Origin of the sequence: Gordonia sihwensis, from assembly GCF_029632925.1 — a bacterium.
GTDB lineage: Bacteria > Actinomycetota > Actinomycetes > Mycobacteriales > Mycobacteriaceae > Gordonia > Gordonia sihwensis.
In genome coordinates this window covers 579250-600565 of record NZ_CP121248.1, presented here as the reverse complement: position 1 = coordinate 600565, position 21316 = coordinate 579250, and the positions used below count along the sequence as shown (strand labels likewise).

The window sequence follows — 21316 nt, the reverse complement described above, 5'->3', positions numbered from 1 at the left end:
TCTCCTACTGGTTCGCCAGCTCAGCGGCCTTGTCGGCACCCGAGTCCATGGTGTCCGCCAGGGTCACCAGCGGGTGGTTGGCCTCGGCCAGGATCTTGCGACCCTCCTCGACCTTGTTGCCGTCGAGACGGACCACCAGCGGCTTGCTGGCGGCGTCGCCCAGCTTGGCGAGCGCGCCGACGATGCCGTTGGCGACCGCGTCACAGGCGGTGATGCCGCCGAAGACGTTCACGAAGACGCTCTTGACCTGCTCGTCGCCGAGAATGACGTCCAGACCGGCCGCCATCACCTCGGCGGACGCACCGCCGCCGATGTCGAGGAAGTTGGCCGGCTTCACGCCGCCGTGGTTCTCACCGGCGTAGGCGACCACGTCGAGGGTCGACATGACCAGACCCGCACCGTTGCCGATGACGCCGACCTGACCGTCGAGCTTGACGTAGTTGAGGTCGTTCTCCTTGGCCTTGAGCTCGAGCGGATCGGTGGCGTCCTTGTCCGCGAACTCGGCGTGGCCCGGCTGCCGGAACTCGGCGTTGCCGTCCAGCGTCACCTTGCCGTCGAGCGCCAGGATCTGATCGTCCGGCGTGCGCACCAACGGGTTGACCTCGACGAGCAGGGCGTCTTCGGCGACGAAGACCTCCCACAGCTTCTGAATGGTCACGGCGGCCGCGTCGAGGACCTCGGCGGGCAGATGGCCCTTCTCGGCGATCTCGCGCGCGAACGCCAGGTCGACGCCCTTGACCGCGTCGACGGCGATGCGAGCCAGCCGGTCCGGCTTGGTTGCGGCGACCTCTTCGATCTCCATGCCGCCCTCGACCGAGCACATGGCCAGGTAGGTGCGGTTGGCGCGATCGAGCAGGAAGGAGATGTAGTACTCCTCGGCGATGTCACTGGCCTCGGCAACGAGGAGCTTCTTGACAACGTGGCCCTTGATATCGAGCCCGAGGATGTTTTCAGCGTGCGTCTGTGCGTCATCAGGGGTTGCGGCGTACTTGACGCCACCGGCCTTACCGCGGCCGCCGACCTTGACCTGCGCCTTGATCATCACGGGCTTGCCGATTTCCTCGGCGATCGCCCGCGCATCGGCGGCAGTGTCAGTCACCCGACCTGGTGTGGTGGGTACCCCATGCTTGGCGAACAGTTCCTTCGCCTGGTATTCGAAGAGATCCATTCAGCTCACCATCTGAAGTAATGTTTCGCCCGCTCCGGTGTAACGCGGGCCATAGGCGACTCTAAACCCCCGGCGCCGTCGCATTCGAACGCGACCCCAACCTTGTGCCGCATCTCACGCGCTACTGACCAGTAACCCCTTATGCACCGCAATTGTGGCCGCTGAGCAGCCAGAATGAGGACGTCATAGAGAGAGGCGGTGGACTTAGCGCCGACCGTTCGTTACCGTCGTCAGGGTTGGTAACAACTAGGTCACGACATGCGAGCCGCTGCCTCGAGCGGCAGCGCTGAGGATTTGAGGTGAACGACTTGGCAGCACGGAGCCTTCTCGACCGTGACGGCGCAACAGCCGGCCAAGCCGACCCCACTCCTCTCGACACCCCCAGCACTCACGACTTCCCGCTCCCTTCGCGCTCGCTGCGCATCGGCCTCGGCGGGTCCGCACTGAACCAGGACACCGTCAGCACCACCGAGATCCTTCTCACCGACGGCGCAGCGGTCGACGACACCGCTGCCGACACCACCGCCACTGCGGTGGCCGCGCAGCCCGAGACAGGCAAGCCGAAGCACCGCCTCCGCGCCCCCTCGTCGGCCCTGCGTGCTCGTACCGCCCTATTCGCCATCGCCGCGGGCGCCACCGCGATCGCCGTCACCGGCTCCGGATCCGACGGCCAGGCGAGCCCACTCGCCCAGGCCCCCGCCGACCCCGCGCCGGTCGACGGCTCGAACGTCGTCCCGGTGGCGAACACCTCCGCGAGCGACACCGGCCCCGGAGCCGTTCCGGCCGCCTCGCAGGCCGATATGAGCGATTTCGGCGATCAGCTCTCGCAGGGCGTGAAGATCGCCAAGGAGCAGGCGGCCGCCATCGCCGCGAAGCAGAAGCCCCTAGTGGTCTCCCCGATCCCGATGGGCGTCTACAACCTCACGTCGGCCTTCGCGCCCCGCTGGGGCACCTTCCACGGCGGCATCGACATGGCCGCACCGCTCGGTACGCCCATCCATGCCGCCACCGACGGCGTGGTGATCGACGCCGGACCGGCCTCCGGGTTCGGCAACTGGGTGCGGCTCAAGGCGCCGGACGGCACCATCACCGTCTACGGCCATATGGCCTCCTCCGGTGTGCTGGTCCACAAGGGCCAGCAGGTCACCGCCGGCGACACCATCGCGCTGGTGGGCTCCGAGGGGTTCTCCACCGGACCGCACTGCCACTTCGAGGTGTGGATCAAGGGCCCGAGCGGCGCCTACGTGAAGATCGATCCCGCCATCTGGCTCGCCAAGAAGGGCGTCCGCCTCTCCGCACTCACCGGCTAGTCAGACACCGACGGGTTCGGTTCGCCGAGCCGCACCGGCCCACCGACCTTGCCGAGCAGCACCAGCCCCCCAGGCCGGTCGAGTAGCACCAGCCCCCCAGGCTTGCCGAGCAGCACCAGCCCCCCAGGCTTGTCGAGTAGCACGCGAACGTAGTGAGCGAGCGTATCGAGACGTCTGCTCTGCCCACCACCCCCGCCCTACAGCTTCTCCCCCGGCAGTCCGCCGACGGTCATCAACGTCACGCGGCCCACTTTCCCGCCGAAGTCGAACGTGATGCGCTCGGTGACACCGCTCCCCTCCTTCGCCACGGCCTTCCCCATCCCGTACTGCGGATGGTTCATCCGGTCGCCGATCTCGTAGTGGACGTTCTTGTTCCGCCCACGGGTCGGGTCGGACGAGTACGACGACCGTCCGCGCAGCCCCGAGCCGAAACCCGACTCGGAACCGTTGGACGATCCTCCGCCGGCTGAACCGAATCCGAAGCTGCCGCCGCGAGAGCCGAACTCTCGCATGCCACGCTTCGGCTCGGTACGCCGCCAGTCGATCAAGTGCTGCGGAACCTCTTGCAGGAACCGCGATTCCGGATTCGACACCGGCTGTCCCCACGATGCGCGCGACATCGCACGGGTCAGATAGAGACGCTGGCGGGCTCGAGTGATCCCGACATACGCCAGCCGTCGCTCCTCGCTGAGTTCGGCCGGATCGCCGAGAGCCCTCATATGCGGGAAGTGCCCGTCCTCCCAGCCGGTGACGAAGACGACAGGGAATTCCAGCCCCTTGGCGGTGTGCAGCGTCATCAGGGTGACGACGCCCTCTCCCTCGTCGGGCACCTGGTCGGCATCGGCCACTAGGGCCACCTTCTCCAGGAACGCCGCGAGCGAGCCGGGCTCGGGTTCACCGTCGCCAACGATCTCGCCGGCCGCGTCCGTGTCGGGGTCGGTCGGCTCATCGGCCCGCTGCGCGGCTTCCATGCTGAAATCTCGGGCGACGGCGATCAGTTCGTTGAGGTTGTCCATCCGTGCGGCGTCCTGCGGGTCGTTGGACGCCTCCAACTCGGCACGGTAGCCACTGCGATCGACGATCGCGTCGACCAGTTCGCCGATGTCGCCGCCCTCCGTGGTCGCGTCGGCGACGGCGTCGTCGACCGATTCGCCGCCGACGGCGCCGAAGGCCATCAGGAAGTCGCTGCGCAGTCCTTCGATGAGGTCGACGAACAGGGTGATCTGCTTGACCGCGCGTGTATTGAGCAATGGGACGCGGTTCTCGGTCGCCTCCACCAGCGCCTGGTAGAAGCTGATGCCGAGATTCTCCGCATGGACGGCGACGCACGCCTCGGCACGATCGCCGATCCCGCGCCGCGGTGTGTTGAGGATCCGGCGCAGGCTGACCGAGTCGTCGGGGTTCGCCACCACGCGCAGGTAAGCGATCACGTCGCGCACTTCCTTGCGCTCGTAGAACTTGGTGCCGCCGACCACCTTGTAGGGGATTCCGTGGCGGACGAAGACCTCCTCCAGCGACCGCGACCCGGTGTTGGTGCGATAGAACACCGCGACGTCGGCGTACGTGTGGCTCGCCGAACCCCCGATCGAGTAATCGACGAGTTCCTCTATCTCCTTCGCGATGAACGCGGCCTCGTCGCGGTCGGAGTCGGCGACGTAACCGACGATCAGGTCGCCGTCGCCCGAATCGGTCCACAGCTTCTTCTCACGGCGTCCCGCGTTGCGTGAGATGACGGCGTTGGCCGCCGACAGGATGGTCTGGGTGGAGCGATAGTTCTGTTCGAGCAGAATCGTCTCGGCGTCCGGGTAGTCGCGCTCGAACTCCTCGATGTTGCGGATCGTCGCGCCGCGGAAGGCGTAGATCGACTGGTCGGCGTCGCCGACCACGCACAGCTCCGACGGCTCCAGGCCGCTCGGGGTCGTCTGCTCGCCGACGAGCTCCCGCACCAGCACGTACTGCGCGTGGTTGGTGTCCTGGTACTCGTCGATCAGCACGTGCCGGAAGCGGCGCCGGTAGTACTCGGCGACATTGGGGTGCCGCTGCAGCAACGACACCGTCTCGCCGATCAGATCGTCGAAGTCGAAGGCGTTCGCCGCCGCCAGCCGACGCTGGTACTCGGCGTAGATCTGGGCGACGGTGCCCGCCGCCAGATCACTCTGGCCGTCGGCCGCCGCCTCCGCCGCGGCGTCGTCGGGATCCTTCAGTTCGTTCTTGAAGTTGGAGATCAACGTGCCCACACCGCGCGGGCTGAACTTCTTGGGATCCAGGTCGAGGTCGCGGACCACCATGCCGAGCAGTCTGCGCGAGTCGTCGGCGTCGTAGATGGAGAAGTTCGAATTGCGATCACCGAGCAGGCTCGACTGCGCCCGCAGAATCCGAACGCAGGTGGAGTGGAAGGTCGAGACCCACATGTAGGCCGCGCGCGGTCCGACCAGGTCGATCACCCGCTCGCGCATCTCGGCTGCGGCCTTGTTCGTGAACGTGATCGCGAGGATCTGTCCCGGCGTCACGTTCCGTTCGGCGAGCAGGAAGGCGATGCGCCGGGTCAGCACGGCCGTCTTACCCGATCCCGCTCCCGCGACGATCAGCAGCGGCGACCCGGTGTGCAGCACCGCATCTCGCTGCTGGGGGTTCAGTCCGTCGAGGAGTTCGCGTCCCCGGTCGCTCAGCTGGGTCTCGTCGATGGCGGCAGGTGAAGAGTTCATGGCCTCTTCAGGCTACCTTCGGCCCCCGACAGTCCTCGCCGTCACGCCTGTCCCCCGACCATCGGTCACGGCGCCGCCTCGGCCATCACCGGCGCCCCCACCCTGCCGTCCCCGGTGTGCAGGCGCAGCCCCGGCGTCACCGGCCGGATCCGGAGTTCGGTGCCGTGCCCGTCGAGCTGGACGTAGGCCGCGTGCAGTCCCGACCGCACCGGGACCTCGACGGGGTCGCCTCCTTCGAGACGGAGTTCCACGGTGCCGGCTCGGTCGGCGCAGTAGCTGAAACCGACGGTCCACTGCCAGTCGATCAGCGGGCCGCTCAGCGGCAGCCTGGTGAGGTCGTCGATGCCGGGCTTGGCGCAGCTGCCCCGGCTCGGCTCGAAGGTTCGCACCGGCGACACCGCTCCCGCGACCAGGCGACCCTCCGGATTGAGGACCTTCAACTCATCGGTGACCTTCCCGAAGCCGGGACGCTCGCGCAGGCGGCCGAAGACATGGCTGATCATGTTGTTCGGATAAGCGACCGGCAGCAGCACCTCGAGCGGCACCGGCTGATCGAACATCGTCTTGCCGTCCATCGACGCCAGCGACGCACGCGCGGTGCGCAGATAGTCGCCGGTCGGATCGTCACGCCAGGACTGCCCGAAGGACATCGTGGCCGTGACCGCCGAGACCAGGAAGGCCACACCCGCCACCGCGGCCGCGACCGCCATCCGCCGGTCGGGCTGTGAGGGTCCCGCGGTGTGGGCACCGATCGACGGCGCCGCGGCGATCAGGGCCAACGCGATCGCCAGCACCAGCGCGGTGTCGGGCAGGTACCGCATGGTCTGCGCCAGCTCGAGCGCGGTGTTGCCGCTCGACCGGTTCCACATCACAGGAATCTGGGCCGCCACCGCGTACAGCAGTGCGAAGAACCAGATCAGCGCCACGCCGCGTCTGCGGCGCACGGTGATCGCGATCGCCGCCGCCAGCACCACCCACCCGAGGACGATCATCCACACGCTCGGGAAACCCATCGGCGGCGACGGCGTCCACCGCTCCCACACCCACGGACCGCCGGTGAACGAGGGCACGATCGCGTTGTTGATGCTGCGCCACACCAGATGGGCCGTCTGCCCGATGGAGTGGACGCCGGCCGTGGCCGTCGACGTCGCGAGAAAGACCGCGGCCCACACCACGAACACGCCGCCGAGGATCAGCCACAGCGGACGAGCCCGAAGAAAGGCCTGGCTCAGCGGTGACGATCGGTAGTCGGCCTCATCGTCCCAGCGGGCCGATGAGCGACTGCGGAGCGCGAGAACCGCCGCGACGAAGGCGACGGGCAGGATGAACAGTGACTTCTCGAAGAACAGCAGACCGACCACGAAGGCGGCCACCGCGCCGATCAGCAGACGCCGGCTGCGCACCGGGTCCGGGCGGTCGCGGACCAGCGCTACCGCGTTGCCGACCACGACTGCCATCGCGGCCTGCATCGGCAGGGTGTTCAGACCGGCCGCCCACCAGACGTAGGCACTGACGGTCATCGGAACGAACAGATAGAAGCACAGGGCGGCCAGCGCCCAGCCCCCCGCCCGCGGCGCGAGGATGCGGATCATCCGCCACACCGCCAGTGAGGCGACCACCTGCAGGACCAGCAGCGTCAGCGCGGGCAGCCACCACTGCACGGGGGCCAGTGCCGTGGTGAGCCCGGCGACCAGGAACGCGGCGGGCATGAAGTGGCCGTCGTGGCTGTAACCCAGGAAATCCCACGACAGAATCGGGTACGTGGACGCCCGCCCCATGAGGATGAGGTCGTCCCAGTAGAAGTTTCCCCAGATCACCAGCACCGCGCGCACGACGAGCTGCACCATTATCAGCGCCAGTGCCAGTGCTCCGACTCTTCTCGCGGCGGTCGTTCTCGCGGTGGTCATCGCGGCGGTGGTCATCACTGCATTGTTCACTACGCGCCGCCACGCCTGCGAACCCTGCGTGGCAAAATCGGAAGACGTGAGTGACCAGGATGATCAGCAGACCAATGACGGCGCGGCCCACGGAAACGACGGCGGCGGACGGTTCGCGCTGGATCTGGAAGCGCTGGGGCTGAGCGACGATGTCACCGCCCTGCCCGACGACATCGAGGAGCTCCGGGTCGAGATCGACCGCATGGACGCCGTCATCCTCGCCGCCATTCAGCGGCGCAGTGCAGTATCGAAGAAGATCGGCGCGCACCGCATGGCTACGGGTGGACCGCGCCTGGTGCACAGCCGCGAGATGAAGGTCCTCGACCGCTTCTCCGCGCTGGGGTCCGAGGGACACACCCTCGCGATGCTGCTCCTGAGACTGGGCCGTGGACCGCTGGGGCGTTAGCGACCTCCCTGCCTCCCGGCGGCGGCCTCAGGACGGCCGGCCGCGTTCGGTGCGGTACCAGCGCACCAGTGCGTCGGTCGACGAGTCCGGCAGCGGCGCAGGCGCGGCGTCGTCGCTGATCACGCCGAGCAGATCGACGGCCTGCTTCTTCCCGAGTTCCACACCCCACTGGTCGAAGGGGTTGATCCCCCAGATCATCGCCTTCACGAAGGTCTCGTGCTCGTAGAGTGCGATCAGTTGTCCGAGGACCGAGGGCGTGAGCTTGGGCGCCAGAATCGACGTCGACGGGCGGTTTCCGGGCATCACCTTGTGCGGCACCAGCTTCGGCGGCACCCCCTCGGCGGCGATGTCGTCGGCGGTCTTGCCGAAGGCGAGCACCTGCGTCTGTGCGAAGAAGTTGCTCATCAGGATGTCGTGCATCGAACGTCCGTCGGCCGCGGGCAGGTCGTCGAGCGGTTGCGCGAACCCGATGAAATCGGCCGGGATCAGCCAGGTCCCCTGATGCAGGAGCTGGTAGAAGGCGTGCTGCCCGTTGGTCCCCGGCTCACCCCAGTAGATCGAGCCGGTCGGCGAGGTGACGTGATGTCCGGCGGCGGTGACCGACTTCCCGTTCGACTCCATCGTCAGCTGCTGCAGGTATGCCGGAAACCGAGCCATGTCGTCGGAGTACGGCAGCACGGCCTGCGACTGCGCATCCCAGAAGTTGGAGTACCACAGACCCACCAGCGCGAGGATCGCCGGCGCGTTCCGCTCCAGCGGCGCGGTCCGGAAGTGCTCGTCCATCGCGTGGAAACCGGCGAGGAATTCGCCGAACAGCTCACGGCCGATGGCGATCATCAACGACAGCCCGATCGCCGAGTCGATCGAGTAGCGGCCGCCCACCCAGTTCCAAAATCCGAACATGTTGGCGGTGTCGATACCGAACTTCGCGACCTCGTCGGTGTTGGTGCTGACGGCGACGAAATGCTTGGCGACCGCGTCCGAGTCGGCCCCGTCGACCCCGAGCTCGCGCAGCAGCCACCGTTTCGCCGCGGTCGCGTTGGTGATGGTCTCGAGGGTGGTGAAGGTCTTCGACGAGACGACGAACAGCGTGGTCTGGGGGTCGAGTCCCTCGAGCACCGACACCAGATCGGACGGGTCGCTGTTGGAGACGAAGTGCCCGGTGATCCCCGGATGACGGTAGTGGCGAAGCGCCTCGTACGCCATGACCGGACCGAGGTCGCTGCCCCCGATACCGATGTTGACCACGTCGGTGATCGGCTTGCCCGTGTAGCCGGTCCACTCGCCGTTGCGCACCCGGTCGGTGAACTCGCCCATCGCATCGAGGACCGCGTGCACGTCGGCCACCACGTCCTGGCCGTCGACCACGAGTTCGGCGTCGCGCGGGAGCCGCAACGCGATGTGCAGCGCGGCACGGTCTTCCGAGGTGTTCAGATGCGCCCCGGCGAACATGGCATCGCGCTGCTCTTCCACACCGGCCTCACGGGCGAGTGCCGCGAGCAGTTCCACGGTCTCCCGGGTGATCAGGTTCTTGGAGAAGTCGATGTGCAGATCGGCGGCGTCGACCGTCAGATCACGTCCGCGATCAGGATCCATCACGAAGAGTTCACGCAGGTGCAGCGAGTACACATGCTGCTGGTGAGCAGCCAGAGCGTGCCACGAGACAGTCGATGTGATGTCGAAATCGTCCGTCCCGTCGAGCCGTCCACGCAGATTCGTCATCATTGTCCCCACATTATTCGGTCGAACGAGTTCCTCGCGAGGTGTGGCTCAGATCAGCTTCGCCGAGAGCGACTCCGGCAGGTAGCGCAGCGCCCACGAGATCGGCGTCCACGGCCACGCCGGAACCGCCGCGCGGGCGCGTTCGGATTCGATCGCCGCGACCATCGCCTTCACCCCGCGCTCGGTGTCGGTCATCATCGAGGTCTTCACTCCGCGGTTGATGTCCGTCTCGATGTAACCCGGAAGCAGCACTGTCACCGTGATCGGGCTTCCCGCGAGTTCGGCTCTGAGCCCCTGTCCGAGGGCCGAGACTCCTGCCTTCGAGGCCGAGTACGCGGTCTGAGCCTTCGGCAGGCCCCGGACCGCACTCATCGAACTCACCAGGACGAGGTGTCCTGCGTTCTGCCTGCGGAAGATCTCCATCGCCGCTTCGGCTTGCGCGAGCGCACCGACGAGATTGGTCTGAACGGTCTCCATGTTGGCCGCGGCGTGTCCGGTTCCGATCGGAGCACCCTTGCCGAGCCCGGCGTTCACGATCACCCGGTCGACACCGCCGAGGTCCTCCGACAGCGCCTCGAAGGCCACTGGGACCGCATCCGCGTCGGTCACGTCGAGTTGCCTGACTGCCACCCGGCGCGCGGATGATTCGAGTTGCCCGGCAAGCGATTCCAGCCGATCGATCCGTCGCGCCGCGAGTCCCAAACTGCGGCCGCGGGCCGCGAACTCGCGGGCCATCCCCTCTCCGAGACCTGAACTCGCACCGGTGATGATGATCTTCTCGCGAACCATGCAGCCGAATCTACCGGCCGTGACGAGGGTCGGCACCGCGGCGTGATCGGCCCGACGCGCCGTTGCGCGGCGAACCGACGAGATGAGACGATCAACGTCACTCTAGTAACTTCGATCACAATTTCACCTTGCGTAACAGGAGTGAGCCCATGCCTCCCTTCCGCCGCCTCCTTCCCTTCCGCAGCCTCCTCCGCTTCCGCAGCCTCACTGTGTCGGCTGCGACGGCTGCGACGATCACTGCGGCCGTCCTCGTGACGGTTCCGGGAGCCGGAGACGCCGCCGCGGCACCCTGCGGCACCCAGGGCAACGGGTCGAGCCTGCCCTTCTTCGACACCGGATCGCTGGGCTCATCGGGATCGCCGGGCTCATCTGGCTCGCTGGGTTCGTCGGGATCCGGTTCGGGTGCCGCGCAAGGACCACAGGGCCCACTCCCGCACTTCGACAACGGAGTCACCCGCACCGTCGCGTGGACCACCGGACCCCGCAGCGCGAATCGGACCTTCACCCGCTTCGGCATCTCGGGCACCGATCTGGGCATCGCCTGGGACAACGGCGCGGGCCAGACCCTCCTGGCCTTCGGCGACACATTCGGTGACTGCACGGCACCGGGCAGGCAGTGGCGGCACAACGTTCTGCTCCGCACCACCGACGACGACCTGACGAACGGACTCACCGTGCCGGACGGCGTTCCGGGCGACGTCCACTCCGGCGCGTCGGTGGCCGCGGACGCGCCGGCCTTCGCCCGTCAGATGATCGGCGCGATCGGCTGGAGCGGCGTCGAGGTCACCACCATCCCCACATCTGCGATCGCCATCGACGGCAAGCTGTACCTGAACTACATGTCGGTCCGGAAGTGGGGACTCCCCGGCCAGTGGGACACCAATTTCTCCGCGACCGCGGTCTCCTCCGACAATGGACAGACCTGGACCACGCCGCCTGCGACCATCCGCGTGAACGCCGGCGTCTCGCTGCCCATCCCGGAGGGATGGCCGTCTGTTCACGCCAACGACAGCAAGTTCCAGCAGGCCGCCTACGTGAAGGGGCACGGCGACGATGACGGCTGGGTGTACCAGTTCGGCACCCCGAACGGCCGGTTCGGTGGCGCCTACCTCGCCCGATTCCGGCCGTCGGACGTCCTCGACCTGAGCCGCTATCACTACTGGACCGGCAGTGGCTGGTCCGACTCCATCGACGACATCCCCGGCGGCTCCGCCGGGAGGGTCCTTCCCGCACCGGTCACCGAACTGTCGGTGGCGTGGAGTCCGTTCCTGAACAAGTACGTGATGCTGCACAGTCCCACCACCGGGGTCCAGATGCGGACCGCCGACCATCCCGAAGGACCGTGGAGCGCACCCAGGCTGCTCGTCCCCGGGACGCTGGGCCTCTACGCTCCGATGATGCTCCCCCAGTCGCCCGCGCTCACCGGCACCGGCCCCGACCTCTACTTCCACGGCAGCCGATGGGACGACTACAACGTCGCGTTGGTGCGAACTCGCCTGTCACGGTGATATCGCCCATTTCCCTCGAGTCGGCGACACCGGTGCCGTATCGCTGTACGAGCACCGAACCCGCCTGTTACCAAAGAGAGGCACGGTAAGCACTCCAGCCACAGATGAGGAACCATGCGCCGTCTGAGACTCCGAACGCTCCAGATGCTCACCGCCTGTGTCATCACGGCCGCGTCCGCGGCGGCGGCACTGTCGGTGACCGCACCCGCCGACGCTCGCGCCTGCAGCAACAGCGGCCCGGTGGTCCCGATTCCGGTGATCGGCAAGTTCCTGCCCCGCGGCGGCGCCCCGGCCGGTCCGCAGAAGGCCATGCCCGCCTACGACGACGGGACCACCGCGACCGTCGCGTGGGTCACCGGTCCCCGCAGCCCCAATAGGACCTTCGGACGGTTCGGCGTCTCCGGCACCGATGTCGGAGTCGCCTGGGACAACGGCCGCGGGCAGACGCTCCTCGCTTTCGGCGACACCTTCGGCAACTGCCTCACCGGCGATCAGCAGTGGCGCCACAACGCGCTGTTGCGGTCGTCCGACCGGAACCTGTCCGACGGGCTGCGCCTCGACGGCAGCGGCTACGCCGGCCAGATGTTCGGCGCGCTCGGGTTCGACGGCATCGAGAAGACCACGATTCCGACCGCCGGCATCTCGGTCGGCGGCCGGCAGTACGTCAACTACATGTCGGTCCGAGCCTGGGGCCCGCCCAGTGTCTGGTACACGAACTACTCGGCGACGGCGGTCTCGAACGACAACGGCCGCACCTGGTCCACCCCGCAGAACACCATCCGCGTCAATGCCGGAGTCACGGTGCCCACCGGAGCGGGCTCGCCGTCGATCCGGGCCGGTGACGCGCACTTCCAGCAGAGCGCCTACGTGAAGGGGCGCGGCGCCGACGCCGGCTGGATCTACCAGTACGGCACCCCGAACGGCCGCTTCGGTTCCGCGTACGTCGCTCGCTTCCGGCCCGCCGACATCCTCGACCTCGGCAGGTATCAGTACTGGACCGGGCGCGGCTGGGCGCCGTCGCCCGACGCCGCGCGACCGGTGGTGCGCGGACCGGTCACCGAACTGTCGGTGGCCTGGAGTCCCTTCCTGAACAAGTACGTGATGCTCGACAGCCCGCGCGGCGTGCTGATGCGCACGGCACCGTCTCCGCAGGGCCCGTGGAGCGGCCCGCGCCGGATCGCTCCGGCGAGCCTGGATCTGTACGCGCCGATGATGCTCCCGAACTCACCCGCCCTGCGCGGCACCGGTCCCGATCTCTACTTCAACGCGAGCCGCTGGGACGACTACAACGTGCTCCTAGTGCGTACGCGGGTGTAGGAGCGGCGGTCGACGACCGGAGCGCAGCGGCCACGCGCGTCGATCCCCTACTTCAGCAGCCGCGACATCCGGCGGTCGGCCAGCACCTTGCCGCCCGTCTGACACGTCGGGCAGTACTGGAACGAGCGGTCGGCGAAGGACACCTCACGGACGGTGTCGCCGCACACCGGACAGGGCAGGCCGGTGCGCGCGTGGACCCGAAGCCCGGTGCGCTTCTCCGACTTGAGGCGGGCCACCTCCTGTCCTTCGAGCCGTTCGATCGCATCGTGCAGCACCGAGCGGACGGCCCGGTACAGGTCGTCGATCTGCTTGTCCGAGAGGCTCTTCGACGTGGCGAAGGGCGACAGCCGAGCGGTGTGCAGGATCTCGTCCGAGTAGGCGTTGCCCACCCCGGCGACGACCCGCTGATCGGTCAGCAGGTTCTTGATCCGCGCGCTGCTGCCGGCGAGGAGCGCAGCGAACTGGTCGCGGTCCAGCGCCAGAACGTCGGGCCCGAGGCCGGCGATCCGTTCCACTTCTGCGGTGTCGCGCACGATCCAGGCCGCCAGCCGCTTCTGTGTCCCGGCCTCGGTGACGTCGAAGCCCTCACCGGGCAGCCCGCAGTGAACGCGCAGCGCGATGGGGCCCTTGCCTCCCGGTTTCGGCGGAGTCTGCGAGAGCGAGTCGCTCCAACGCACCCACCCGGCACGGGACAGGTGGATCACCAGGTCGATCTCGTCGTCGACCGCGGCATCGCCGGCCGCGGGCCCGGGCGCGGTCCGGATCACCAGGTACTTCCCGATACGGTCGACGCTCGACACGATGCGGCCCGTCAGCGCCGTGTACGGCGGATCGGCGGTCTTGAGCACGGCGAGCGAGGCGACGTCGACCCGCCGGATCGGCAGGCCGGCGGCCCGCGAGTCGAGGTACGTCGCGATGGCGGTCACTTCGGGAAGCTCCGGCATGCCCCCAGTGTGCGCCACGGGTCGGACTTTCTCACGTGCGCCGGACCGACCCGACCGGAAATCCGCCGGTGCTCCAGCCTGCGCCGGTGTGTTCTAGTTAGAGGATGCGCCCGTCCCCTCCCGCGATGTCCGACGCCGAACTCGCCGCCGCGATCGCCGAAGGCGCGGGCGAGATCCTCCTGGGCATCCGCCACCGGGATCTGCTCACCGGTCCCCTGGTCGGCGATGTGGGAGACGCACTGGCGCAAGCGTGGATCTCCACCGTCCTGCGCAGGCACCGAGGACGGGACGCCGTGCTCTCGGAGGAGGCCGAGGACGTCGGCGACCGCTCGCGCGCCGAGCGGGTGTGGATCATCGATCCGCTCGACGGCACGAGCGAGTTCGCGATGGGTACATCGGACTGGGCGGTGCACGTCGCGCTCACGGTGGACGGCACGCCGACCGCGGCCGCGGTGTCGCTCCCGGCGAAGAACGAGGTGTTCCGCAGCGACGACGTACCGGCCACTCACGGGCCGCTCACGGGCCGACTCGCGGCGTCGCGGTACGGACACTCGTATCATTCCGCGGCGGTCGCCGATCGGCTCGGCATGGACGCGATCCGCATCGGTTCGGCGGGCGCCAAGGCGATGGCCGTGGTCCGCGGCGATGTCGACGCCTACGTGCACTCCGGCGGCCAGTACGAGTGGGACAACTGCGCGCCGGTCGGCGTCGCGCTGGCGGCGGGACTGCATTGCAGCCGGCTCGACGGACGGCCGATCGTCTACAACAACCCGCAGCCGTACATGCCCGACTTCGTCATCTGCCGCACGGAGATCGCCGACGCCGTTCTCGAGGCGGTCGCGACACCCTGGTGAAGGGGCCGCTCAGCGAGCCTTCTGCAGCAGGTAGATGTCCATGATCCAGCCGAGCCGTTCACGCGCTCGCGCCCGCTTCTCCTCGATCTCCGCGGTCACGTCCGCCACCCGGCCGCTCACCAGGATCTCGTGTTCGGTGCCCAGGTAGGCGCCCCAGTACACCAGGTCGTCGGGCGCGGCCGTCTCCCGGAAGGCGAGGTCGGAATCGAGCATGACGATCTGATTGGCGTCGGCACCCGCGGGCGTGGCCGAGAGCCGGCGGCCCGTGGTGGTCAGGATCGGTTCGCCGATGCCGTGCGCGACGATCCCGTGCGCGGCGGTCAGCGCCGACGCGCTCGTCACACCGGCGATCACCTCGACCTCGACGGAGACGTCGTCGCGCGCGGCGAGCTGGTCCAGGATGCGGAGTGTGGAGTCGTACAGAGCGGGATCGCCCCACACCAGGAAACCGCCGGTCTCGCCGGGACGCAGATGCTCGGAGACCGCGGCCCGCACCGCGTCGACGCGCGCGGCGTGCCAGCGCCGGACCTCGGCCTCGTAATCGTCGGGACGACGATCGCGCGGCGGGTCGGCGATCGCCACCACGCGATGTCCGGGCGCACCGTACTCGGTCAGGAACTTCTCCCGGAGGGCGGTCAGTTCGCTTGTGCGAGAGCCCTTGTCGAGCAGGAAGAAGACGTCCGTGGCGCCGATAGCGTCCACCGCCTCCAGTGTGATCTGGCGCGGCGACCCCGGTCCGATCCCGATGACGCGCAGCAACACGGCGTTCAGAGCCGCACCTTCTTCAAGCCGTGGATGCGCGCGGTGAGGTCGAGCACCGTTTGACGCGGAACCAGACGCCGCAGTGCGAAGACGATCGGCGCCCGATTGCCGCGGGCGTACAGCGGTCGCGGGTGCTCCGCGAGCGCGGCTTCGACGATCTCCTGCGCCATCGACGCCGCCGAGATCCCCTTCGCCTCATTGCGGCGCGTCGCCGCCGCGAGGGTCTCGTACTCCTCCCGGTACACCGAGTCGGGTTTGATGTGGATGGTGCGCCGCTCGCCGATCCCCGTCGCGATGGTGCCGGGTTCGACGGTGGTGACGCGGATTCCGTACGGCGCCACCTCGCGGCGCAGCGCCATCGCGTAGCCCTTGAGCGCCGACTTGGTGGCCGCGTAGTTGGTGCGGAACGCGACCGGGAAGCTCGAGAGCATCGACCCCACCATCACGATGGTCCCGGTACGACGATGGCGCATACGCGGCAGCACCGCCTTCGTCAGCGCGACCGGCCCGAAGACGTTGACCTTGAACAGGTGCTCGACGGCGTCCATCGGCGTGTCCTCGAAGGCACCCGCGGCACTCTCTCCCGCGTTGTTGATGAGGATGTCGAGATCGCCGACAGCCTCGGCGCACTCGGTGGCCGACGCGTAGTCCTCGTTGTCGAGGCGCAGGTACGTGACACCCGGGATCGGGTTGCGCACCGAGTCCGGGTTGCGACTGGTGCCGTACACCTTGTGTCCGAGCGCCACGAACTGTCGCGCCACGGCCTCCCCGATTCCGCTGCTCGCTCCGGTGACCAGCACAGTCCGCTGCCCGGTGATCGATTTGGTCATGGCACCTACGGTAGCCGGGACAGCGGGCCGTGGGGCGAACGACCGGTCCGGACACCGGCGATGTGGAGTGAGCGTCGCGGGTGCGGAGGAGCAGAGGCGCTCGGCGTCGCAGCCGAGCCGGTGACGTAGACTTCTCCTCGTCGGCGACCGCGTCCCCATCTCGGCCGCCGACCGGGCCGGCGGCGAACCGATGACGCTCACCGCGGTCCCCGCTCTCGTAGCTCAGGGGATAGAGCACCGCTCTCCTAAAGCGGGTGTCGTAGGTTCGAATCCTACCGGGAGCACGCAGTGTCCAGAGTGCTGTGTCTAGAGTCGTGAGCGAAGCACCCGCAGTGCTGTTCAGCTCAGGAGGATCTCTCAGTGATGACGTCGCGAATCCGCGCACTCACCCTCGGACTGGCCGTCGCGGTCACCGCCGCGCTGTCGGTTCCGACCCCCGCTCACGCCGACACGCGCGACGACGCACGGCAGGCGATCAACCAACTCTCGGTCACCACGGAGGACTCGCTCGGTGAGCAGCAGGGCGATCTGACCCAATCAGGCGACGGTTACCGGCAGCTGTATGAGAACGGCGTCATCGTGTGGACCGCGGAGTCGGGGGCGCAGAACGTCGTGTTCGAAGATGCAGGCGCGAAGAACGAGCAGACGAACAGAGTTCGGACGCCGTCCAACGGGTCCCACATCGTTCTTTTCTCCACGAATGCTGCCGCGAGTGAGGCCGAAGCCTCAGACGACGGCATCTCCGCCTGGTGGTGGATGCTCCTGCTGCTGATCCCGCTCGTCGGCCTGATGCTGGCGTGGCTGCGCGGCCTGAACTCCTACAACTACAAGACCTACACCCCGGCGACCGGACCGGGATTCCCTCCGGTCACCGACGAGCGCGCGGACCGGCTGCGGGCCTTGGCGGACGGCCGGGAGACGAGCGCCGCGGACGCGATCGCGAGGGCCGAGGCGGCCGCCGCAGCGGCGAAGGCCGCCGAGGTGCCCGTGCGGCCGGGCGCGCGAGTCCCTTCCCAGGGCGGAGAGGTGCCGCTGCCGATCGGGGCGTCGCGCCCGCTGCCGAACGATCCGATGCAAGCACCCGACGGGTACCCGATCAAGGCGATCGTCGAAGCGGGCCTGTACTACCGGCCGGGCGACGCCGAGTATGCGTCAGTGACACCCGACCTCTGGTTCGCCACTGCCCCGACCGCAGATAAAGGCGGCTTCGCGCCGGCTGGGGACTGACACCGTCGATCCGGGCCGCGCCCCCGAGGACGCACCACCACACGGCGGCTCCACACGACGGCTCTCCGCACGGCGGCTCTCCACACGGCGGCGGAACCGCCGATTTGTGCCACCGGCCGGCACTGCGGCACAGGAACTGTCCGACGATCACACGAAGTGCGGCCCGACCCCGCTTCAGAGTCGGCACATCGCGTTATGTTTCGCGCGCTGACATCCGTCGGCGCGCCCGCCTGTCGGGCACACCTCGCCGTCTACCCGATCAGGTCGCCGAGGTTCCTCCCACCCGATCGGCCACATCCACCAGAGAGCCCCGAAACATGCGCAAACTCCCACTCGTCACGGCGGTGGCCGCCGCTGCCGCCGCCGGAATCCTCGTCCCCTCCGGCGCTGCCGAGGCCGCACCATCGGCCGACACCCAGGTGACCTTCGTCGTGGCCGGCCAGGGCGGCGATCTGTCGATCACCGCTGGGCCGCTCGGCGCCATCGTCCCGAACGCGAACGGCACCCTGGCGACCGGGGGCCTCCCGACGGCCTCGGTGACCGACAATCGCAATGGCTCTCCCCGATCCTGGGAGACCACGGCATCCTCCACCGACTTCACCGGTCAGGGCGTCACGATTCCCGCCTCCGACGTGAAATACGAGGCGAACGCGATCATCGGCAAGGTCGGCGGCGGCGACGTCACCGGGCAGGGAGAGAAGAGCCTCGGATCCCCCGCTACCGTCGTCACCCGGACCGGCCTCACCTGGCCGCTCGAGATCATCACCTGGAGTCCGGCTCTGACGGTCGACTTCCCCACCGGCGGTCTGCCGATTGGGAGCTATTCCGGCACCGTGACCGTCTCCGTCGCCTGACCCCGACAGGCTAGAACCTCGTGGCCGGGACACGCACCGCGCGTGTCCCGGCCACCGCACTCGAAAGCCCAGCATGCGCCCCACCTCCTCCCTCCATGCACTTCTCGCGACGCTGACAGCGGCCCTCCTGACCGGTGTCGTCCTCCTCACCGGTCCCGCCGTCGCCGGTGCCGCGCCCGGATCGTCGACGGCACCGGCCGACCGCGGAACGCCGGACGGTTCCATCGGTATCCGACTGCTCGACGTCCCCGCGAAGTCGAAGGACGATCCTCGGGCGCAGCTCTACATCATCGACAACCTGAACCCCGGCACCACGATCACACGCCATGTCCAGGTGACGAACGGCACCGACACCGCGATGAAGATCGCCGTCTACCCGGGACCGGCCGGCATCGTCGACGGCAGCTTCGTCCCGGGCGAGCCGGGAACGAAGAACCTCCTGACGTCGTGGACGAGCGTCGACAAGCCGAATCTGAACCTCGCGCCGGGACAGAAGGCCAGAGTCGCGGTGACGATCGCCGTACCCAAGGACGCGCCGGAGATGGAGCAGTACGGCGTCATCTGGGCGTCCACGGTCCCGAACCAGAACAAGGAGACCGGCATCGGCCTCGCATCCCGTGTCGGCGTCCGCATGTACCTCTCCACCGGACCCGGCAACGGCCCGCCGTCGGACTTCGCGATCGAGAAGCTCGAGGGACGTCGCGGTGCGGACAACGGCGCCGAAGTGACCGCCCACGTCACGAATACCGGAGGGCGCGCCGTCGACGTCACCGGCACCCTGAAGCTGAGTGAGGGACCCGGAGGGCTCTCCGCCAAGGCGGTCTCGTCGAAGGGCATGACCATCGCTCCGGGTGAGTCGGCCGACGTCGTGTTCGCAGTCCCGAACAGCGCACAGCTCCCGGACGGCCCGTGGAAGGCCGAGGTGCAGTTGGAGAGCGGGGTGCACACGCACGACTCGACCGCATCGATCAGCTTCGACCAGTCGGATCAGACCGAAGGATCGTCGAACACCGCGCTGATCGTCACGATCGTCGTCATCGCCGCCGCAGCACTGGCGGGCATCGCCGCGTGGCTGCTCCGACGACGCCGGGGATCGTCGTCCGGGCCGGGAGAGTCCGTGTGAACAGCGCACTGAGGGCCGCGCTCGGCACCGTCGCCCTCGCGACTGCCGGAGTGTTGGCTGTCGGCGTCTGCCCCGCCTCGGCCACACCCTCTGAATCGACCACATCGACGACGTCGCCGGCCGATTCCGCGGATGCGCAGTTCTCCGAGTCGCCGGCTCCGGACACGACGGCCGTGGTTCCGACCGCGGAGCCGACTGTCACGCCTACCGCGGAGACCACTGAGCCCATCACCGAGACCACCCCCCAGGCCGCCACCAGCCGTCCCCCGTCGTCGGTGTCCCCGGCGACCTCGACGACTTCCTCGAACCCGTCCACCGAGGACCTGAAACACGGACGCGCCGCCGTCGCGCCGTCGGCGGCATCGGATCTGTCGGTCTCGGCGGGCTCCTACGGGACCATCGTGCCGTACGCCACCAGCGCCACCGGCATCCTGCCCACCGTCACGGTGAGTACGTGGCAGGGACAGGGCTGGTCCGCGAGCGCGTCTTCGACGGACTTCACTTGCCCGAACGGCGCAGTGATTCCTAAATCGCAGGTCACCTACAGTGCGACGGCGCCCGCCGGCGTCGCGGGCACCGCGACCGGCCCGCAGACGCTCGCGTCGCCGAAGACCGTGTTCACCAGCGGCGGATCTGGGCTGAACGGTGTTCTCAACACCGGCACCTGGACTCCGGCGCTCACCGTCGCCTACCCGAACGGCGCCTCGATGTGCACCTACACGGGAACGATCACCGTGTCGGCGTACTGATCGGTCGGCTCCGCTCTGCCGGGCTCAGCCGAACAATTCGTTGAACTTGACGAGCGACTTCTCGATGTCGCCCTTGACCGCCATCGCCGCGGCCTTGCCCGCCGGTCCGATCAGCGGCAGACCGCCGAGGTCGATGAGGAACGTGACCCGGGAGCCGTCGCCCTCCGGCTTCACGAGCAGGTTGATCTTGGCCTTCACTCCGCCCTTGCCGTTACCCTTGAGCACGACCTCGCCGGGCCGGTCGAGCTTCTCGATCTCCCACGCGAACCGCACGCGCGCCCCCTTGACGGAGACCACCGACGAGACCGCGGTGCCCTTCTTGAGGTCGTCGGGGGCGGGCAGCGGGCTGCGCCAGCCGTCGTGGAGGACCAGCCAGTCGTCGTACCGGGCGAGATCGGCGGCACACTTGAAGGCGTCTTCCGGGGAGAGCGCGACATGAATGGAGTCACTGGTCTTTGCCATGAGTACAGAGACTAACCGCCACCGCGCGTCACAGGTAGATCCGGCCCACGCCGGGACGGCACCCGAGCCGACGATCCTCGCGGCGGCGCGGTCGCTCCTGAACCGTGTCCTGGTGGGGCACGGCGTGTCGGTGCGAATCACCGAAGTGGAGGCGTACAACGGGCCCGACGACCCCGCTTCGCACGCGTTCACCCGGACGCCGCGGTCGGAGATCATGTACGGTCCGCCGAACCGCCTGTACGTGTATCAGATCCACACCCACCACTGCGCGAACGTGGTCACCAGTCCGGAGGGGCAGGGCTCGGCGGTGCTGATCCGAGCCGGCGCGGTGATCGACGGAGTGCAGGCGGCCCGCGACCGCCGCGGAGGCGTCGCCGATCATCTCCTCGCACGCGGCCCGGGCAATCTCACCCGCGCACTCGGAATCACCAAAGCCGACCTCGACACCGATCTGCTCGATCCGGTCGGCGTGCACCTGCTGCCCGCCGACCCGGCGTCGGATCCGACCGCCGGCGGGCACGTGATCGCCGGGCCGCGCGTGGGCGTCCGGCTCGCCGCCGACCGACCGTGGCGGTTCTGGATCGACGGCGAGCCGTCGGTGTCGGCGTACCGGCGGCATCCACGGGCCTGACCGACCCCCGGGAGTTGC

General features: G+C 68.4%; 19 protein-coding genes and 1 tRNA gene. 11 read left to right on the top strand and 9 right to left on the bottom strand.

What is annotated here, in order from left to right; genetic code table 11:
* Positions 1-4 precede the first annotated feature (4 nt).
* Entirely contained in the window at positions 5-1168 is a 1164-nt protein-coding gene (sucC, locus tag P5P27_RS03010; protein WP_006894653.1) for an ADP-forming succinate--CoA ligase subunit beta, read from the bottom strand.
* A 299-nt stretch (positions 1169-1467) separates the two neighbouring features.
* On the opposite strand from sucC, the gene P5P27_RS03005 reads away from it, so the two are divergent.
* Positions 1468-2478: a M23 family metallopeptidase gene (locus P5P27_RS03005; RefSeq protein ID WP_006894652.1), complete on the top strand. Its 1011-nt coding sequence runs from the start codon at positions 1468-1470 to the stop codon at positions 2476-2478.
* A gap of 197 nt (positions 2479-2675) precedes the next feature.
* Here P5P27_RS03005 and P5P27_RS03000 read toward each other — a convergent pair whose 3' ends face one another.
* On the bottom strand, positions 2676-5183 hold the full coding sequence (locus tag P5P27_RS03000; RefSeq protein WP_062367658.1) for a UvrD-helicase domain-containing protein: 2508 nt from the start codon (positions 5181-5183) through the stop codon (positions 2676-2678).
* A 65-nt stretch (positions 5184-5248) separates the two neighbouring features.
* Positions 5249-7105 (bottom strand): TgpA N-terminal domain-containing protein, encoded by a 1857-nt coding sequence (locus P5P27_RS02995; RefSeq protein WP_278126319.1) that lies wholly within the window; start codon positions 7103-7105, stop codon positions 5249-5251.
* 133 nt (positions 7106-7238) lie between these two features.
* Here P5P27_RS02995 and P5P27_RS02990 point away from each other — a divergent pair, with 133 nt between their 5' ends.
* The gene (locus P5P27_RS02990; protein WP_231650238.1) at positions 7239-7526 is read left to right on the top strand and encodes a chorismate mutase; all 288 of its coding nucleotides are present in this window, start codon (positions 7239-7241) and stop codon (positions 7524-7526) included.
* Positions 7527-7553: 27 nt separating this feature from the next.
* Here P5P27_RS02990 and pgi read toward each other — a convergent pair whose 3' ends face one another.
* Together pgi and P5P27_RS02980 are read right to left on the bottom strand one after the other, a co-directional pair.
* Positions 7554-9248, bottom strand: a complete 1695-nt coding sequence (gene pgi, locus P5P27_RS02985; RefSeq protein WP_006894648.1) for a glucose-6-phosphate isomerase — start codon at positions 9246-9248, stop codon at positions 7554-7556.
* Positions 9249-9296: 48 nt separating this feature from the next.
* Positions 9297-10037 (bottom strand): SDR family oxidoreductase, encoded by a 741-nt coding sequence (locus P5P27_RS02980; RefSeq protein ID WP_006894647.1) that lies wholly within the window; start codon positions 10035-10037, stop codon positions 9297-9299.
* 149 nt (positions 10038-10186) lie between these two features.
* On the opposite strand from P5P27_RS02980, the gene P5P27_RS02975 reads away from it, so the two are divergent.
* Together P5P27_RS02975 and P5P27_RS02970 are read left to right on the top strand one after the other, a co-directional pair.
* Positions 10187-11545 (top strand): DUF4185 domain-containing protein, encoded by a 1359-nt coding sequence (locus P5P27_RS02975; RefSeq protein WP_278126318.1) that lies wholly within the window; start codon positions 10187-10189, stop codon positions 11543-11545.
* Positions 11546-11659: 114 nt separating this feature from the next.
* The gene (locus P5P27_RS02970; protein WP_006894645.1) at positions 11660-12862 is read left to right on the top strand and encodes a DUF4185 domain-containing protein; all 1203 of its coding nucleotides are present in this window, start codon (positions 11660-11662) and stop codon (positions 12860-12862) included.
* Between the two features lie 47 nt (positions 12863-12909).
* Here the strand turns inward: P5P27_RS02970 and P5P27_RS02965 are convergent, their stop codons facing one another.
* Positions 12910-13806 (bottom strand): Fpg/Nei family DNA glycosylase, encoded by an 897-nt coding sequence (locus P5P27_RS02965; protein WP_006894644.1) that lies wholly within the window; start codon positions 13804-13806, stop codon positions 12910-12912.
* 104 nt (positions 13807-13910) lie between these two features.
* Between P5P27_RS02965 and P5P27_RS02960 the strand changes: the two genes are divergently transcribed.
* Entirely contained in the window at positions 13911-14660 is a 750-nt protein-coding gene (locus P5P27_RS02960; protein ID WP_278126317.1) for a 3'(2'),5'-bisphosphate nucleotidase CysQ, read from the top strand.
* Between the two features lie 9 nt (positions 14661-14669).
* Here the strand turns inward: P5P27_RS02960 and cobF are convergent, their stop codons facing one another.
* Positions 14670-15422, bottom strand: coding sequence for a precorrin-6A synthase (deacetylating) (gene cobF / locus P5P27_RS02955; protein WP_006894642.1), 753 nt, complete (start codon positions 15420-15422; stop codon positions 14670-14672).
* Between the two features lie 5 nt (positions 15423-15427).
* Complete coding sequence (locus tag P5P27_RS02950) at positions 15428-16252, bottom strand: SDR family oxidoreductase (protein WP_006894638.1); 825 nt, start codon at positions 16250-16252, stop codon at positions 15428-15430.
* Positions 16253-16463: 211 nt separating this feature from the next.
* On the opposite strand from P5P27_RS02950, the gene P5P27_RS02945 reads away from it, so the two are divergent.
* From P5P27_RS02945 to P5P27_RS02925, 5 genes are all read left to right on the top strand, one after another.
* A tRNA-Arg gene (locus P5P27_RS02945) sits at positions 16464-16536 on the top strand.
* A gap of 79 nt (positions 16537-16615) precedes the next feature.
* Complete coding sequence (locus tag P5P27_RS02940) at positions 16616-17479, top strand: sunset domain-containing protein (protein WP_278126316.1); 864 nt, start codon at positions 16616-16618, stop codon at positions 17477-17479.
* 317 nt (positions 17480-17796) lie between these two features.
* Positions 17797-18333, top strand: a complete 537-nt coding sequence (locus P5P27_RS02935; RefSeq protein ID WP_045539179.1) for a hypothetical protein — start codon at positions 17797-17799, stop codon at positions 18331-18333.
* A gap of 73 nt (positions 18334-18406) precedes the next feature.
* Entirely contained in the window at positions 18407-19456 is a 1050-nt protein-coding gene (locus P5P27_RS02930) for a hypothetical protein (protein ID WP_278126315.1), read from the top strand.
* Positions 19453-20205: a hypothetical protein gene (locus P5P27_RS02925; RefSeq protein ID WP_278126314.1), complete on the top strand. Its 753-nt coding sequence runs from the start codon at positions 19453-19455 to the stop codon at positions 20203-20205. Before P5P27_RS02930 ends, P5P27_RS02925 begins: the two co-directional genes overlap by 4 nt.
* A gap of 24 nt (positions 20206-20229) precedes the next feature.
* Here P5P27_RS02925 and P5P27_RS02920 read toward each other — a convergent pair whose 3' ends face one another.
* Positions 20230-20667 carry a type II toxin-antitoxin system Rv0910 family toxin gene (locus tag P5P27_RS02920; protein WP_006894629.1) on the bottom strand — a complete coding sequence of 146 codons (438 nt, stop codon included), beginning with the start codon at positions 20665-20667 and terminating at the stop codon, positions 20230-20232.
* On the opposite strand from P5P27_RS02920, the gene P5P27_RS02915 reads away from it, so the two are divergent.
* Positions 20645-21298: a DNA-3-methyladenine glycosylase gene (locus P5P27_RS02915; RefSeq protein ID WP_062367679.1), complete on the top strand. Its 654-nt coding sequence runs from the start codon at positions 20645-20647 to the stop codon at positions 21296-21298. The genes P5P27_RS02920 and P5P27_RS02915 overlap by 23 nt on opposite strands.
* Positions 21299-21316 lie beyond the last annotated feature (18 nt).

What these genes read in the sequence shown, in the direction of transcription:
- P5P27_RS02975 (WP_278126318.1), top strand. Translation starts at nt 10,187, where the DNA reads ATGCCTCCCTTCCGCCGCCTCCTTCCCTTCCGCAGCCTCCTCCGCTTC.
- P5P27_RS03000 (WP_062367658.1), bottom strand. Translation starts at nt 5,183, where the DNA reads ATGAACTCTTCACCTGCCGCCATCGACGAGACCCAGCTGAGCGACCGG.
- P5P27_RS02915 (WP_062367679.1), top strand. Translation starts at nt 20,645, where the DNA reads ATGGAGTCACTGGTCTTTGCCATGAGTACAGAGACTAACCGCCACCGC.
- sucC (WP_006894653.1), bottom strand. Translation starts at nt 1,168, where the DNA reads ATGGATCTCTTCGAATACCAGGCGAAGGAACTGTTCGCCAAGCATGGG.
- P5P27_RS02995 (WP_278126319.1), bottom strand. Translation starts at nt 7,105, where the DNA reads ATGACCACCGCCGCGATGACCACCGCGAGAACGACCGCCGCGAGAAGA.
- P5P27_RS02980 (WP_006894647.1), bottom strand. Translation starts at nt 10,037, where the DNA reads ATGGTTCGCGAGAAGATCATCATCACCGGTGCGAGTTCAGGTCTCGGA.
- pgi (WP_006894648.1), bottom strand. Translation starts at nt 9,248, where the DNA reads ATGACGAATCTGCGTGGACGGCTCGACGGGACGGACGATTTCGACATC.
- P5P27_RS02970 (WP_006894645.1), top strand. Translation starts at nt 11,660, where the DNA reads ATGCGCCGTCTGAGACTCCGAACGCTCCAGATGCTCACCGCCTGTGTC.
- P5P27_RS02940 (WP_278126316.1), top strand. Translation starts at nt 16,616, where the DNA reads ATGACGTCGCGAATCCGCGCACTCACCCTCGGACTGGCCGTCGCGGTC.
- P5P27_RS02960 (WP_278126317.1), top strand. Translation starts at nt 13,911, where the DNA reads ATGCGCCCGTCCCCTCCCGCGATGTCCGACGCCGAACTCGCCGCCGCG.
- P5P27_RS02935 (WP_045539179.1), top strand. Translation starts at nt 17,797, where the DNA reads ATGCGCAAACTCCCACTCGTCACGGCGGTGGCCGCCGCTGCCGCCGCC.
- P5P27_RS02920 (WP_006894629.1), bottom strand. Translation starts at nt 20,667, where the DNA reads ATGGCAAAGACCAGTGACTCCATTCATGTCGCGCTCTCCCCGGAAGAC.
- P5P27_RS02930 (WP_278126315.1), top strand. Translation starts at nt 18,407, where the DNA reads ATGCGCCCCACCTCCTCCCTCCATGCACTTCTCGCGACGCTGACAGCG.
- P5P27_RS02965 (WP_006894644.1), bottom strand. Translation starts at nt 13,806, where the DNA reads ATGCCGGAGCTTCCCGAAGTGACCGCCATCGCGACGTACCTCGACTCG.
- P5P27_RS02950 (WP_006894638.1), bottom strand. Translation starts at nt 16,252, where the DNA reads ATGACCAAATCGATCACCGGGCAGCGGACTGTGCTGGTCACCGGAGCG.